This window comes from Micromonospora sp. CA-111912, assembly GCF_050948415.1.
Classification (GTDB): domain Bacteria; phylum Actinomycetota; class Actinomycetes; order Mycobacteriales; family Micromonosporaceae; genus Micromonospora.
On sequence record NZ_CP192007.1, the window covers coordinates 4,372,868 to 4,385,316 of the forward strand.

The 12,449-nt window shown below is 74.7% G+C and carries 14 protein-coding genes; 5 read left to right on the top strand and 9 right to left on the bottom strand.

Annotation, left to right across the window (positions count from 1 at the left end):
- The first annotated feature begins 195 nt into the window (after positions 1-195).
- Positions 196-1,398 carry a CaiB/BaiF CoA transferase family protein gene (locus tag ACQPZO_RS18290; RefSeq protein WP_433342546.1) on the top strand — a complete coding sequence of 401 codons (1,203 nt, stop codon included), beginning with the start codon at positions 196-198 and terminating at the stop codon, positions 1,396-1,398.
- Positions 1,399-1,477: 79 nt separating this feature from the next.
- Here ACQPZO_RS18290 and ACQPZO_RS18295 read toward each other — a convergent pair whose 3' ends face one another.
- On the bottom strand, positions 1,478-1,891 hold the full coding sequence (locus ACQPZO_RS18295; protein ID WP_433342548.1) for a DUF2267 domain-containing protein: 414 nt from the start codon (positions 1,889-1,891) through the stop codon (positions 1,478-1,480).
- 198 nt (positions 1,892-2,089) lie between these two features.
- On the opposite strand from ACQPZO_RS18295, the gene ACQPZO_RS18300 reads away from it, so the two are divergent.
- Together ACQPZO_RS18300 and ACQPZO_RS18305 are read left to right on the top strand one after the other, a co-directional pair.
- The gene (locus ACQPZO_RS18300) at positions 2,090-2,359 is read left to right on the top strand and encodes a DUF2795 domain-containing protein (protein ID WP_433342550.1); all 270 of its coding nucleotides are present in this window, start codon (positions 2,090-2,092) and stop codon (positions 2,357-2,359) included.
- A gap of 25 nt (positions 2,360-2,384) precedes the next feature.
- Positions 2,385-3,032, top strand: coding sequence for a DUF1345 domain-containing protein (locus ACQPZO_RS18305; RefSeq protein WP_433342551.1), 648 nt, complete (start codon positions 2,385-2,387; stop codon positions 3,030-3,032).
- Positions 3,033-3,249: 217 nt separating this feature from the next.
- Here the strand turns inward: ACQPZO_RS18305 and ACQPZO_RS18310 are convergent, their stop codons facing one another.
- The 7 genes from ACQPZO_RS18310 to ACQPZO_RS18340 form a co-directional block, all read right to left on the bottom strand.
- Entirely contained in the window at positions 3,250-3,915 is a 666-nt protein-coding gene (locus ACQPZO_RS18310) for a hypothetical protein (RefSeq protein WP_433351066.1), read from the bottom strand.
- Between the two features lie 75 nt (positions 3,916-3,990).
- Entirely contained in the window at positions 3,991-4,962 is a 972-nt protein-coding gene (locus ACQPZO_RS18315) for a pirin family protein (RefSeq protein WP_433342553.1), read from the bottom strand.
- Between the two features lie 480 nt (positions 4,963-5,442).
- The gene (locus ACQPZO_RS18320) at positions 5,443-6,276 is read right to left on the bottom strand and encodes a DedA family protein (protein ID WP_433342554.1); all 834 of its coding nucleotides are present in this window, start codon (positions 6,274-6,276) and stop codon (positions 5,443-5,445) included.
- A gap of 74 nt (positions 6,277-6,350) precedes the next feature.
- Positions 6,351-7,940 carry a protein kinase domain-containing protein gene (locus ACQPZO_RS18325; RefSeq protein ID WP_433342556.1) on the bottom strand — a complete coding sequence of 530 codons (1,590 nt, stop codon included), beginning with the start codon at positions 7,938-7,940 and terminating at the stop codon, positions 6,351-6,353.
- A gap of 106 nt (positions 7,941-8,046) precedes the next feature.
- Positions 8,047-8,895, bottom strand: coding sequence for an SAM-dependent methyltransferase (locus tag ACQPZO_RS18330; protein ID WP_433342558.1), 849 nt, complete (start codon positions 8,893-8,895; stop codon positions 8,047-8,049).
- A gap of 107 nt (positions 8,896-9,002) precedes the next feature.
- Entirely contained in the window at positions 9,003-9,884 is an 882-nt protein-coding gene (locus ACQPZO_RS18335) for a helix-turn-helix domain-containing protein (RefSeq protein ID WP_433351068.1), read from the bottom strand.
- Positions 9,885-10,035: 151 nt separating this feature from the next.
- Positions 10,036-10,275, bottom strand: a complete 240-nt coding sequence (locus ACQPZO_RS18340) for a DUF397 domain-containing protein (RefSeq protein ID WP_433342560.1) — start codon at positions 10,273-10,275, stop codon at positions 10,036-10,038.
- A gap of 267 nt (positions 10,276-10,542) precedes the next feature.
- On the opposite strand from ACQPZO_RS18340, the gene ACQPZO_RS18345 reads away from it, so the two are divergent.
- Positions 10,543-11,193 (top strand): GGDEF domain-containing protein, encoded by a 651-nt coding sequence (locus ACQPZO_RS18345; protein ID WP_433342562.1) that lies wholly within the window; start codon positions 10,543-10,545, stop codon positions 11,191-11,193.
- Between the two features lie 27 nt (positions 11,194-11,220).
- Here ACQPZO_RS18345 and ACQPZO_RS18350 read toward each other — a convergent pair whose 3' ends face one another.
- Complete coding sequence (locus ACQPZO_RS18350; RefSeq protein ID WP_433342564.1) at positions 11,221-11,712, bottom strand: type II toxin-antitoxin system PemK/MazF family toxin; 492 nt, start codon at positions 11,710-11,712, stop codon at positions 11,221-11,223.
- 125 nt (positions 11,713-11,837) lie between these two features.
- On the opposite strand from ACQPZO_RS18350, the gene ACQPZO_RS18355 reads away from it, so the two are divergent.
- Positions 11,838-12,440, top strand: a complete 603-nt coding sequence (locus tag ACQPZO_RS18355; protein WP_433342565.1) for a DUF4291 domain-containing protein — start codon at positions 11,838-11,840, stop codon at positions 12,438-12,440.
- Positions 12,441-12,449: the final 9 nt, after the last annotated feature.

Here is a 12,449-nt window from a genome sequence, read left to right on the forward strand (position 1 = left end):
AGGCGTGCTCCGGGCACGCCGTACTGACCGGAATGATTCGTGGGAAGTACTCCCCTCGTGCGACAAGGTTAGGTCAGCCCGGTCGACTCGCCAAGCCGCGACCCCCGCCGTCACCAGCGGTGATCGGGCCGGAACGCGCGGGGGCGGATTCCCGGCACCTTACGGGGACAAACGCGAAACGCCTATGGTGGCCCGATGGACGAGCGCGTGAGCCACCCCGACGCGGGCCGGGCGGCGGCCGGCGGCGGGGCCGGCCCGCTGGCCGGGGTGCGGGTGGTCGAGCTGGCCGGCATCGGCCCCGGCCCGTTCGCCGCGATGATGCTGGCCGACCTGGGCGCCGACGTCATCCGGGTGGACCGGGCCACCGACGTCGACCCGTCGGCGTTCGGCACCCCGCACCCGGACCTGCTCAACCGGGGCCGCCGCTCGGTCGCGGTGGACCTGAAGTCGGCCGGCGGCCGGGACGCGGTGCTGGCCCTGGTCGGCCGCGCGGACGCGCTGCTCGAGGGCTTCCGCCCCGGGGTGACCGAGCGGCTCGGCCTGGGCCCCGCCGACTGCCGTGCGGTCAACCCCCGCCTGGTGTACGGGCGGATGACCGGCTGGGGGCAGGACGGCCCGCTCGCCCCGTACGCCGGGCACGACATCGACTACCTGGCCCTGACCGGGGCGCTGCACGGCATCGGCCGGGCCGGTGAACGTCCGGTGCCGCCGCTGAACCTGCTCGGCGACTTCGGCGGCGGCGGGATGATGCTGGCCCTGGGCATCGTCTCGGCCCTGTACGCCGTCCGGGGCGGAGCGCCCGGACAGGTGGTCGACGCGGCGATCGTGGACGGGGTGGCGGTGCTGTCCACCCAGGTCCACGCGCTGCGCCGGCTCGGCCTGTGGCAGGACCCGCGCGGGGTCAACCTGCTCGACGGCGGCGCGCCGTTCTACGACACGTACGAGTGCGCGGACGGCCGCCACCTCGCCGTCGGCGCCCTGGAGTCCCGCTTCTACGCGGAGCTGGTCCGGCGTACCGGGTTCCCGCTGCCCGGCGACGAGGCGCCGGACCGCGACGACCCGGCGAACTGGCCGGCGCTGCGCGCGGCGTGGGCGCGGCTGTTCCGCACCCGCACCCGCGACGAGTGGACGGCGCTGCTCGGCTCCTCGGACGCATGCGTCGCGCCGGTGCTGGACTGGAGGGAGGCCCCGGAGCACCCGCACCTGGCGGCCCGGCGGGTGTTCGTGGAGCACGCCGGGGCAACCCAGCCGGCGCCCGCGCCCCGGTTCACCGGCACGCCGACGGCGCTGCGCCGGCCGCCGCCGCACCCGGGCGAGCACACCGACGAGGTGCTGGCGGAGGCCGGCCTGGCCGCCGACCGGATCGCCGCCCTGCGCGCCGCCGGCGCGGTCGCCTGAGGGCCGCCGCCTCGGGGCCGGCCCCGGGGTGGCACGACACCGACACGTTCGCTGAACCCGGCCGGGGTGGGCCGGCCGGTCAGGGTCGGCGCGGGACGGCCGCCCCCGGGGCGAGCGCCGGCTCGACCATGTCCCGGTAGTCGCGCGGCATCTGGACCACGATGTCGTCGAACTCCCCGCCGGTGACCGCCTCGCGCAGGGTGACGAACACCGCCCGGACGGCGTCCCGGGCGGCCCGCTCGTCCAGGCCGGCCCGCTGGCCGACCCGGGCCACGAACTCGGCCGCGCCGAACCGGTCGGCGGCCTCGGTGTCCGGGCTCGGCCGCAGGACCAGCTGCAACGGCTTCGGCAGCTGCGCCGCGAGGTCGAGCACCTCGCCGCCGGTCAGCCGCTCCGCCAGGGTCTCCAGCGTGGCGCGGGTCAGCTCCACGGCCCGCTCCCCGGGGACCTGTGCCCGCAGGGCCACCTGTTCGACGAAGGTGTCGTAGTTCATGGCGGTGCTCCTTCCGCTGCATCGGGCCGGTCGCGTACCCGTCCCGAGGGGCCGGAAACGGCGGCCGGCCGGATCGACCCGGACGGGCCGCGTCCGCGATTTCCCCGCGACGGACGGGCGTGGGCGGCCGGCGGGTGGGTAACCGCGGCCGGTCGTGAAGTCGTGAACCGGATCGAACCGGCGAGGAGAGCCCACACCATGGCGAGTTACGACGACGTCCTGCGGTACCTGTCCAGCCTCGACTACCCGGCCGATAAGGCCGACGTGGTACGCGAGGCGCAGCGGGAGGGGGCGCCGCCGGACGTGCTGCGCGCGTTGCGGGCCCTGCCCCCGGTCGACTACGCCAACGGCAACGAGGTGGCCCGCTCCGCCAAGATCGACGCCGCCCCGGAGATCGGCAGGTCGCAGCGCGCGGCGCAGGCCCGGAACCCGCACACCCGGGTCTCGCAGCACCTGCGCGGCATCTGAGCGCCACGCCGTCGGGAGCGGGTGGGTGCGCGGCAGGGACGGGCACACCCCGGCGGTGGTCCAGCTCGCCGTGCTCGGGCTGGCCGGCGGGCTGGGCGGCGGCCTGTTCGCGCTCGTCGGCCCGCCGTCACTCGGCCCTCTCGTGGGCTGGGACGTGGCGGCGCTGAGCTGGCTGGTGCTGGTCTGGCGCACACTGTGGCCGTCGGACGCCGAGCGGACCGCCCGGCTCGCCGTACGCGAGGACCCGAACCGGCCCACCCGCGACCTGCTGCTGCTGGTCGCCTGCCTGTCCAGCCTGGTCGCCGTCGCGGTCGTGCTGGTCATCGCGCGCAGCGCCCGGCCGGGGCTGCCCCAGGACGCCTACGGCATGCTGGGTGTGGCCAGCGTGCTGCTGTCCTGGCTGGTGGTGCACACCGTCTTCACCGCCCGGTACGCCCGGATCTACTACGGTGGACCCGACGGTGGGGTTATGTTCCACCAGGCGCAGCGCCCGCGCTACTCGGACTTCGCCTATCTGGCGTTCACGGTGGGGATGACCTTCCAGGTCTCCGACACGAACCTGACCAGCAACGAGATGCGTACGACCGTGCTGCGGCACGCGCTGGTGTCGTACCTGTTCGGGGCGGTGATCATCGCCGCGACGGTGAACCTGCTGGCCGGGCTCGTCAGATGAGCGGGCCGGCCGGAGACAGGCGGGCGCCCCGGGCCACGAACCGCGACCTGGGGCGCCACGCAGAACCTGTCTCCCAGCGGTGACCGCGACCCGAACCGGGTCGCACCGCCGGGCGGCCACGTCCGCCCGAACCGGGCGAACTCGACTGCCGAGATCATCATAGCTTCCGCCATCGTACTTACGGTCAAATTTCGAGGAACTGTGGGCCGGCACACGTTCAGTCGGCCAGCTCGGCGTACCGCTTCTCCAGGTCCACCCGGGCGAGCGCGCCGACCAGCCAGGCCAGCCGCTCCGACTCGCCGCCGCCGGCCAGGTGGGCGAGATCGGTCGCGGACCGCCCCAGGCCGAGCCGGCGGGCCGCCGCGAGCGCCCGTCGGTCCGCCACCGGGGCCACCTCCCGCCACAGCGCCTGCGCCTCGCGCAGGAACAGGTCGACCACCCCGGCGTCGACCCCGGGCAGCTCAGCCAGCTGCGCCCGCTCGCCGGCCGGGTCGTGGTGCGCCGCGGCGCGCAGCCGGCGCAGGTCACCCCGATACCGATCCACCACGGCACGGGCGAGGTCGCCCAGGGTGTCGGCGAGGGCGTCCACGTCGCCGCGCTGCCCGGCCGCCCGCAGCACCCGCGCCCGGTCGGCGTGCAGCGAACGGGCCATCCGGGCCGCGCTGTCCCAGCCGGCGTCGCGCAGCGCGGCGGCGGTGTCCAGGGCCCGCCGGAAGTCGCCCCGCCGGGCCAGCAGGACCGACAGGACGAGGAGCTGGAACAGGCTGGACGGATTGTTGGTGACCCGGAACCCGTACTGCTCGGCGAACCCTCGCCCGCTGCCGGCGAGCCGGCGAGCCAGTCGTTTCTTGTCCTCGATGCTCGAGATCGCAGTGGTCGGCATGCCCGCGACTACCCGCGTCGCCACCCGCCACGCCTCCACCCGCCGGCGCCCGTTCCGCCCGGCCCCGCCCGGGGTTCAGGCCCGGATGTCGCCGTGCCGGGTGCGGGCCTTGAGCCGGGTGGTCGGCAGCGCGGGCGCCGGCAGCGGCGGCGCCGCGTCGTCTGCCACCGTCCCGAACCGGCGGCCGGCCGCCCAGTCCTCGCGGGCCGCGACGACCTCCTCGTGCGACCGGCCGACGAAGTTCCACCACATCACCAGCGGCTCCTCGAACGGCGCCCCGCCGAGCAGCAGCAGCCGGCTCCCCGGCGCCGCGCTCAGGGCAAGGCTCTCCCGGCCGGCACCGAGGTAGAGCAGCGCACCCGGCTCCAGCGGCACGTCACCCACCTGGGCGGAACCGGACATCGCCAGCAGGCCGTACTCGAAGTCCCGGCGCAGCGGCAGCCGGGCCGGCACCGCGCCCCGGGCCGTGAGCTGCGCGCCGACCAGCGGGGTGTGCAGCACCGCCGGGGACCGCTCCCCGCCCAGCTCCCCGGCCAGCAGCGTGACGTCGAGGTCGCCGTCGCGCCACACCGGCAGGTCCTCGTGGTGGGCGAAGTCGGGCACCGCCGCCCGCGCCGGGTCCGGCAGGGCCACCCAGAGCTGTACGCCGTGCATCACCGGCGGATGCGCCGCCGGTGACCGCTCCGAGTGGGCGATGCCGTGGCCGGAGGTCATCACGTTGAGCTGCCCCGGCCGGATCGGCTGGACGTTGCCGAGGCTGTCCCGGTGCACGATCTCCCCGTCGAGCAGCCAGGTGACCGTCTGCAACCCGGTGTGCGGGTGCGGCGGCACCTCCATCCCGGGCCGCTCGGCGACGTCGTCCGGCCCGAAGTGGTCGACGAAGCACCAGGCCCCGACCATCCGCCGCTGACGCTGCGGCAGCAGCCGACGCACCGTCGTGTAGCGGCCGAGCGGCACGTCGTGCCCGGGCAGCAGCACGCTGCCCGGATCGGCGGGCGCCACGCCGGGCGGTCGCGTCTGTGCCGGCAGGGATTCGGTACGGTCCACCGTCCGACTGTACGCTCAGGCCCCGCGACGGTCACCGCGTCGGCCCCGGCCACCAGGTCGACGTACACCCGCTTCACGCTGCGGTCCCACTGCAGTGAGTCCCCCGGGCCGGCCCATGTTCCGCCGATCGGATGCCGCCGGACCCCCTCCGGCCCCGCCGCTGTTCCCTTGTCCGCCATGCTCGATCGTGCCGCCACCGCCCAACCGTCCAGCCCTCCGCTGGTTCCTATGGAGCTGCCCCGTTTGTGCTACCGCCGAGCCGGTAGCACAAACGGGGCAGCTCCATAGGGGCACCGGACATCCCCGTCCACGAGACCCTCCACGATGATCGCGCCCGCCGGCCACAGGCCGCAGGCCGTCCGCCCGCCCAGCCGGACGCGCGAACGCCGAACTGCGGCCCCCCCCTGCCCCACCTCCCCACCACCCATCTGCGCGGTGGCCGGCCAAGGGCCAGCCTGGCGCTGGGCGGCGGCCACCGGGTCAGCGCTCGGGTTCTCCCCGCCAGGACCCGCTGCGGTAGACGGTCCCCCGGTACTCGCGTTCCCCACCGAACTCCGGCCCGACCGACGGCGACGCCTCCGCGTCCGAGGCGTGGACAGCGTCGGCCGGGGCGGCCGGGGCGGGCTTGTCGACGGGCAGCCGTCGGGCGGCGCGGGCACGCCGCACCCGGGTGACGACGAACCAGCCGAGCGCCACCGCGCACACCGCGATGACCACGTTCTGGAACGTGCCGACGTAGCCCTCGACGAGGTGCCACTTCTCCCCCAGCAGATAGCCCGCCATCACGAAGATCGTGTTCCAGATCAGGCTGCCGAGGGTCGTGAACAGCAGGAAGGTCGGCACCGGCATCCGTTCCACGCCGGCCGGGATCGAGATGAGGCTGCGGAACACCGGGATCATCCGGCCGAAGAACACCGCCTTGACCCCGTGCCGGAGGAACCACGCCTCCGTCCGGTCGACGTCCTCGAGCTTGACCAGCGGCAGTCGCGCGACGATGGCGCGCATCCGGTCCCGGCCCAACATGGCGCCGATCACGTACAACGCGAGGGCACCGACCACGGAGCCGAGGGTGGTCCAGCCGATCGCCCCGACCAGGCTCATTCTTCCCTGGCTGGCGACGAACCCGGCCAGCGGCAGGATCACCTCGCTGGGGATGGGCGGGAAGAGGTTCTCAAGCGCGACCGCCAGTCCCGCGCCGGGACCGCCCAGCCGTTCGACCAAACCCGTGACGAATCCCACGGGCCCGTCGGAGCCGGGCTCGGGACCGGCAGCGATCGTACGGGGGAAGGGCAGGAGCGGTTGCGTGCTGATCATCCGACAAAGCTAATGACCGTCTCCGCCGACCGCCACGCCGTCACCCGCTGCAGTCGCGCCGGGGCTGACGGCGGTCAGTCCGCATCCACACCGCGCAGGTGGCCGTACCCGGTGAGCAGATCGCGCAGTCGGTTCGCCACCGCCGCGCCGAGCCGGTCCCGCTCGACCGCCTCGGCGACCCGTTCGAGCAGGTCCCGGACCCGCTTGACCCGGTCCTTGAGCTTGGCCCGGTTCAGCGCCTCGGCCTTGTCGCGCAGCTCGTCGGCGGTTTTCCGGTCGACCTCGCCGCGGGCCTGCGCCTCGTCGACCACTGCGATGAACTCGGCGGCCAGCTCGCGCAGGGTGACCGGGCGAGTTCGAGTGGTGGTCGGGGAGGCCGGGCGCGGCGCTGCGCTGGTCGGCGCGGGGGCCGCGGCCCGCGTCGCCGTCGGCCGGGGAGCTGGAGTGGTCACGCCGGGTGCGGCGGCCGGCGGGGCCGGGGACCCGCCGCCGAGGGCGAACAGCCCGACCAACAGCGCCACCCCGGCCACGACAAGGACGCCGAGCAATCGGTTTCCGTGCCGCGACCGCCCGGGCGGGGCGACCGGAGGCGACACCCCCGGCCACGACCCGCCCGGAGGCGAGGCGACCGAGGACGAGGCGACCGAGGCGGAGAACGGCGACGCGACCGAGGCCGAGGCGGAGAACGGCGACGCGGACCGGGTCGTCGGGCCGGGGGCGGCACGGGTGGTGGGTGGGCCGGCCCGGTCGATCAGGGTCAGCGGGTGCGGTGCGGCCGGAGGCACGACGGGCAGGAGCGCGGTCGGTGGTTCCGCCGGGGGTGCCGCGCCGAACCGGGCGGCCAACTCGGCGGTGGTGGGTCTGCGGGCGGGATCGACGTCCAGGCAGGCGAGGGTGAGCGCGGCGACGTCCGGGGGCAGCCCGGTGACCCGCAGCGGAGGCACCGGCACCCGCCGGGCGTGCACCTCGACGGCGTCCTCCCAGGTCTGCACGGGCAGCGGGGCGCTGCCGGTGAGGGCCCGGTAGAGCAGCGCGCCGAGGGCGTAGACGTCGCTGGCCGGGTCCGGCGGCCCGGGGGTCATCCGCTCGGGCGCGAAGTACCCCGGGGTGCCCATCATCAGCTCGCCGCTGTGACCGGAGGACGGGCCGGCGAGCGGGTGGCGCGGGCCGGCGAGCGCGGCGATGCCGAAGTCGAGCACCTTGGCGCCGGTCCCGGTGAGCATGACGTTGCCCGGCTTGACGTCCTGGTGCACCACGCCGATGCGGTGCGCGGCGGCGAGGGCGCCGGCGACCTGCCCGGCCACCCGGACGGCCTCCGGCCAGGGCAGCGGGCCGGCGGTGAGCCGGTCGGCCAGGCTGTGCCCGTCGACCAGCTCCATCACCAGGTAGGGGAGCACGGTGCCGCCGGCCAGGGTCGCCTCGCCGTAGTCGTACACCTGGGTGACGTGCGGATGGGTGAGCCGGGCGGCGGCCCGGGCCTCGCGCTGGATGGTGGCGCGTAGCTGCGAGTCGGCGGCGGGCTGTCCCGCGAGCGCCTTGACCGCGACGGGACGGTGCAGCACCTCGTCGTCGGCACGCCACACCTCGGACATCCCGCCGAGGCCGATGCGCGCGCGCAGGACGTACCGGTCGTGCAGCCGCAGGCCGGGGGTGAACGGCGACATGAGGGTCAGTCTGCCTGCCGGCCGTGGTGGGCACCAGCCGCGGTGCCCGCCCGGGACCGCGAAGTCCGGACATGGGAGCAGCCATGTGCGGGCGCGCCGTTGCCGGTCAGGGCTTGCGCGCCACGGCCGCGTACAGGCTGACGTCGACCGCCGAGGGCCGGGGCTGCGGCTCCGCGGCGGCACGCCACTCGGCTGCGGAGACGATGCCCGGCTCGACCAGTTCCAGGCCGTTGAAGAACCGGGTGAAATCGGCCAGGCTGCGCAGGTAGAGCGCGCCGTACCCGCCCCCGTTCCTCGTCGCCGCCCTGGCGTCCTCGCCGACCTGCCCCGGGAGGTGGTCGTAGGTGGCGTGCGTGGCGGCCAGGTGGCTGCCCGGGGGCAGGGCGTCCAGCAGCCGCCGGACCAGCGCGTACGGCTCGTCCGGGTCGGACAGGAAGTGCAGGATCGCCACCAGCATCAGCGCCACCGGCTGCCCGAGGTCGATGGTGCGCCGCAGGTCGGGGTGGGAAAGGATCTTCTCCGGGTCGCGAAGGTCGGCGTCGATGTAGGCGGTGGCGCCCTCGGGTGCGCTGGTCAGCAGGGCGCGGGCGTGGGCGAGCACGATGGGGTCGTTGTCGACGTACACCACCCGGGTCTGCGGGGCGACGGCCTGGGCGACCTCGTGGGTGTTGTCGGCGGTGGGGATGCCGGTGCCGATGTCGAGGAACTGCCGCATGCCGGCCTCACGGGCCAGGTAGCGCACCGCCCGCTGGAGGAAGCGGCGGTTCTCCAGGGCGGTGACGCGGATGGTCGGGAAGGCCGCGGCCATCGCGTCACCCGAGTCGCGGTCGGCCTGGAAGTTGTCCTTGCCGCCCAGCCAGTAGTTGTAGCGGCGGGCGGGATGCGCCACCGAGGTGTCGATCCGGTCGCTGCGGTGGACGGGGTCGGTCGGGGCACCGGGGGCGTCGGGGGTCAAGGCTCCTCCATGGCTCTGCGCCGGCATCGGCGCGCCGACGTCCGTCCACTGTCGTCGGTCCCGACCATGGTAGAGGCTCCCGGGCCGACTCCGCGCCCGGGAACCCGTCAGCCCGGAAGGATCTCGTCACGCAGCCGGGCCAGCAGCTCCGGCGTTCGCTCCGGGGGCTCGGCCTCCACACAGAGGCGCTCCATGGCCGCCGCGTAGTAGTCGAGGTCCTCGCGCTTGTCGAGGTAGATGGCGCTGGTGAGCTGCTCGATGTAGACGATGTCCGGCAGGTCCTGGTCGCCGAAGCGCAGGATGGTGAAGGCACCGCCCGCCGCGGCGTGCCCGCCCGCGTCGAACGGGATGATCTGCAACCGCACGTGCGGCGACCGGGTCGCCTCGATCAGGGCGGCGAACTGGCCGCGCATCACCTCGGGGCCGCCGATCGGTCGGCGCAGCGCGGCCTCGTCGACCACCGCCCACAGCTGGGGCGGCTGCGGGCGGCGCAACAACTCCTGGCGCTGCATGCGCAGGCCCACCCGCCGGTCGATCTCGTCCGCGCCGGCACCGCGGTGGCCGAGCAGGACGACCGCCCGGGCGTATTCCGGGGTCTGGAGCAGGCCGGGCACGAACTGGACCTCGTAGCTGCGGATCAGCGCGGCGGCCGCCTCCAGGCCCAGGTAGGACTGGAACCAGGACGGCAACACGTCGCCGTAACGGTGCCACCAGCCCGGACTGTTGGCGTCCCGGGCAAGCTTGAGCAGGGCCTCGCGCTCCTCGGAATCGGTGACCCCGTAGAGGCTGAGCAGGTCGGCGACGTCGCGCTCCTTGAAGCCGACCCGGCCCAGCTCCATCCGGCTGATCTTCGATTCGGAGGCCCGGATCTCCCAGCCGGCGCCCTCCCTGGTCACCCCGACGGCCTCACGCAGGCGGCGCAGTTGGGCGCCGAGCAGCATGCGCAGCACGGTCGGGCCGGTGGCTGGGCCACCTTCCGTGGGAACCATCGTCACGTGCCGACCTCCGCTTGCCAGCCTCCGTCAACCGGGCCCCGACCCCGGCCGACGTGTAAGCATGCCATGGACCGACAGTGAGGTGTACCCGCCCGAAGGGTGTTTTGGTCCCATCGACGGGACGGAGCCGGCCGGTGACGCTGGGTCAGCCGATCAGATCGTCGAAGTCCCCGTCCCGGGCGCCGAGCACGAAGGCGGCGATCTCGTCCACCGTGTAGATCAGCGCCGGACCCTCGGGGTGGCGCGAGTTGCGCAGGGCGATCCCGCCGCCGCCGGGGAGTTCGGCCAACTCGACGCAGTTGCCGCTGGGGTTGCTCCGTCGGCTCTTCTGCCACTTCAGCGGGGGGAGCTGCGCGGCGGGAACGCCGTTGTGGGGCTGCTGCATGGGGGCGTCTTTCTCTTCAAGAGCCTGCCTATGCCGCGGGGAGGAGCGGTGCTGGCGAGGGGGTGGGTCGAAAACGATGCTGCTGCACGTGCATCTGCTATTGCATCTGCACCGGACAACGAGCATGATAACGCACGTGCGGTGTACCCATTCGTTCACTTTGGGTTACTCGAATCGGGGCCGCACCAGGGAAAATGCGGGTGTGTAGGGACGCGCCGGCCGGCATCGGGCAGGGCCAGCGGGCGGACGCGGCGAGGGGGAGGGTTCGTGCCGGATCCGTTGACCATCGCATCCGGCATCTCAGCCGCCGGGGCCCTCGTGTCCGCGTGGCAGCTACGCCGCCGCGCCCTGCTGGCCGAGGCGGAGATCGAGCACCTCCAGGCGGAACTCGCCGCCGAACGGCACGCCGCGAGCCACGACCCGCTCACCGGGCTGCCCAACCGACGGGCCTTCTTCCGGCTGGCCACCACTCTGCTCACCGATGCCGTCGGCCAGCCGCTGATCGCGGTGGTGCTCGACCTGGACGACTTCAAGCAGGTCAACGACCGCTACGGGCACGCCGCCGGGGACCGGGTGCTGATCAGCGTGGCCGAGCGGCTGGCCGCGTTCGCCGGCGACAACCTGGTGGCCCGCCTCGGCGGCGACGAGTTCGCCGGCCTGCTGACCAGCCCGACGGTCGACCGACGGTGGATCGAGCACGCGTCCCGCCGGCTCTGCGAGGCGCTCGCCGCGCCCATCCCGCTCGACGGTCTCAGCCTCCGGGTCACCGCCTCGGTCGGCCTGGCCCCGGTGACCGGCCCCGCCCAGCTCACCGAGGCGCTCGACCGCGCCGACGCGGCCATGTACCGGGCCAAGAGCGTCGGCGCGTCCGGCCCCACCCGGCAACTCTTGGACAGCCCGCACCTCGCCGAGTGTTGACCGCCCGGGCCGGACAGCGGCGCGGGGTCAGCGCCAGCCATAGCCGGCACGCAGGGCCTGGCCGACCCGGTCGAAGCGGGGCCGGTCCAGCACCGCGCCCTCGCGCCGGATGCTGTCCTCCCGCATGGTGAGCACCCGATCGAGGCGTACCCAGCTCGGCCGGTTGTCGCGGTCCCAGGTGCCGGGGCCGAGGGAGAGCCAGTGTCGCTGGCCGTCCCGCTCGCCCTGGCTGGACAGTATCAGGCCGAACAGGGTGTGGCTGGCCCGGCCGACGACCAGGACCGGCCGGTCCTTGCCCTGCCGGGGGTCGTCCTCGTAGGGGACCCAGGTCCAGACGACCTCGCCCGGGTCTGCCTGCCCGTCGGGTTCCGGGGCGTAGCTGAGCTCCCGCCGCTGCAACGCCGCGACCTGCCGGCGCCGCGCGACCTGGGCCGGAATCGGACCGGGGGTACGCGTCGGGGCGGCCCCGCGGGTCACCCGCCCCAGCCGGGACGCCACACTCCTCAACAGACCTGCCACGGCGGGCAGCCTAACCCCTCCCCCCGGCCCGCCGCCGACCCCTGTCGGGCACAGAGCAGCGGGGCAGGCGCGGTGGAGACGAAAAGCGGTGGAGGCGGGGTGGCCCGACCCGCGACGATGCCGACGTGACCACCCCCCTGCGCCAGATCCGCGCCAAGTACACCGCCGACACGCTGACCGTGTACCAGGCGTACCCGCCGGAGATCGCCGGGCCGGCGGTGGCGGCCGGCCGGTTCGTGCCCCCGTTCAAGCGGGACCGGATGACCTGGATCAAGCCGTCGTTCCGCTGGATGATGTACCGCTGCGGTTGGGCTCGGAAGCCGGGCCAGGAGCGGGTGCTCGCCGTCGAGATCACCCGCGCCGGATTCGAGTGGGCCCTGGCGCACGCCTGCCTGAGCGGCTACGAGCCCGGCCTGCACGGCGACCGGGACGGCTGGGCCCGGCGGCTGCGCACCAGCCCGGTGCGGGTGCAGTGGGACCCGGAGCGGACCGTGCGGGCGCAGCCGCTGCCCCACCGGTCCCTGCAGATGGGCCTGGCCGGCGAGGCCGCCCGGCGGTACGTCGACGAGTGGATCGTCGGGATCACCGACGTCACCGCGACGGCCCGGACGGTCCGGGCCCGGCTCGACGCGGGTGATGACGCATCGGCCGAGGCGCTGCTGCCCGCGGAGCGCCCCTACCCGCTGCCGACCGGGGTGGGCGACGCCGTCGCCGTCCACCCCGGCTGACATCCGGCC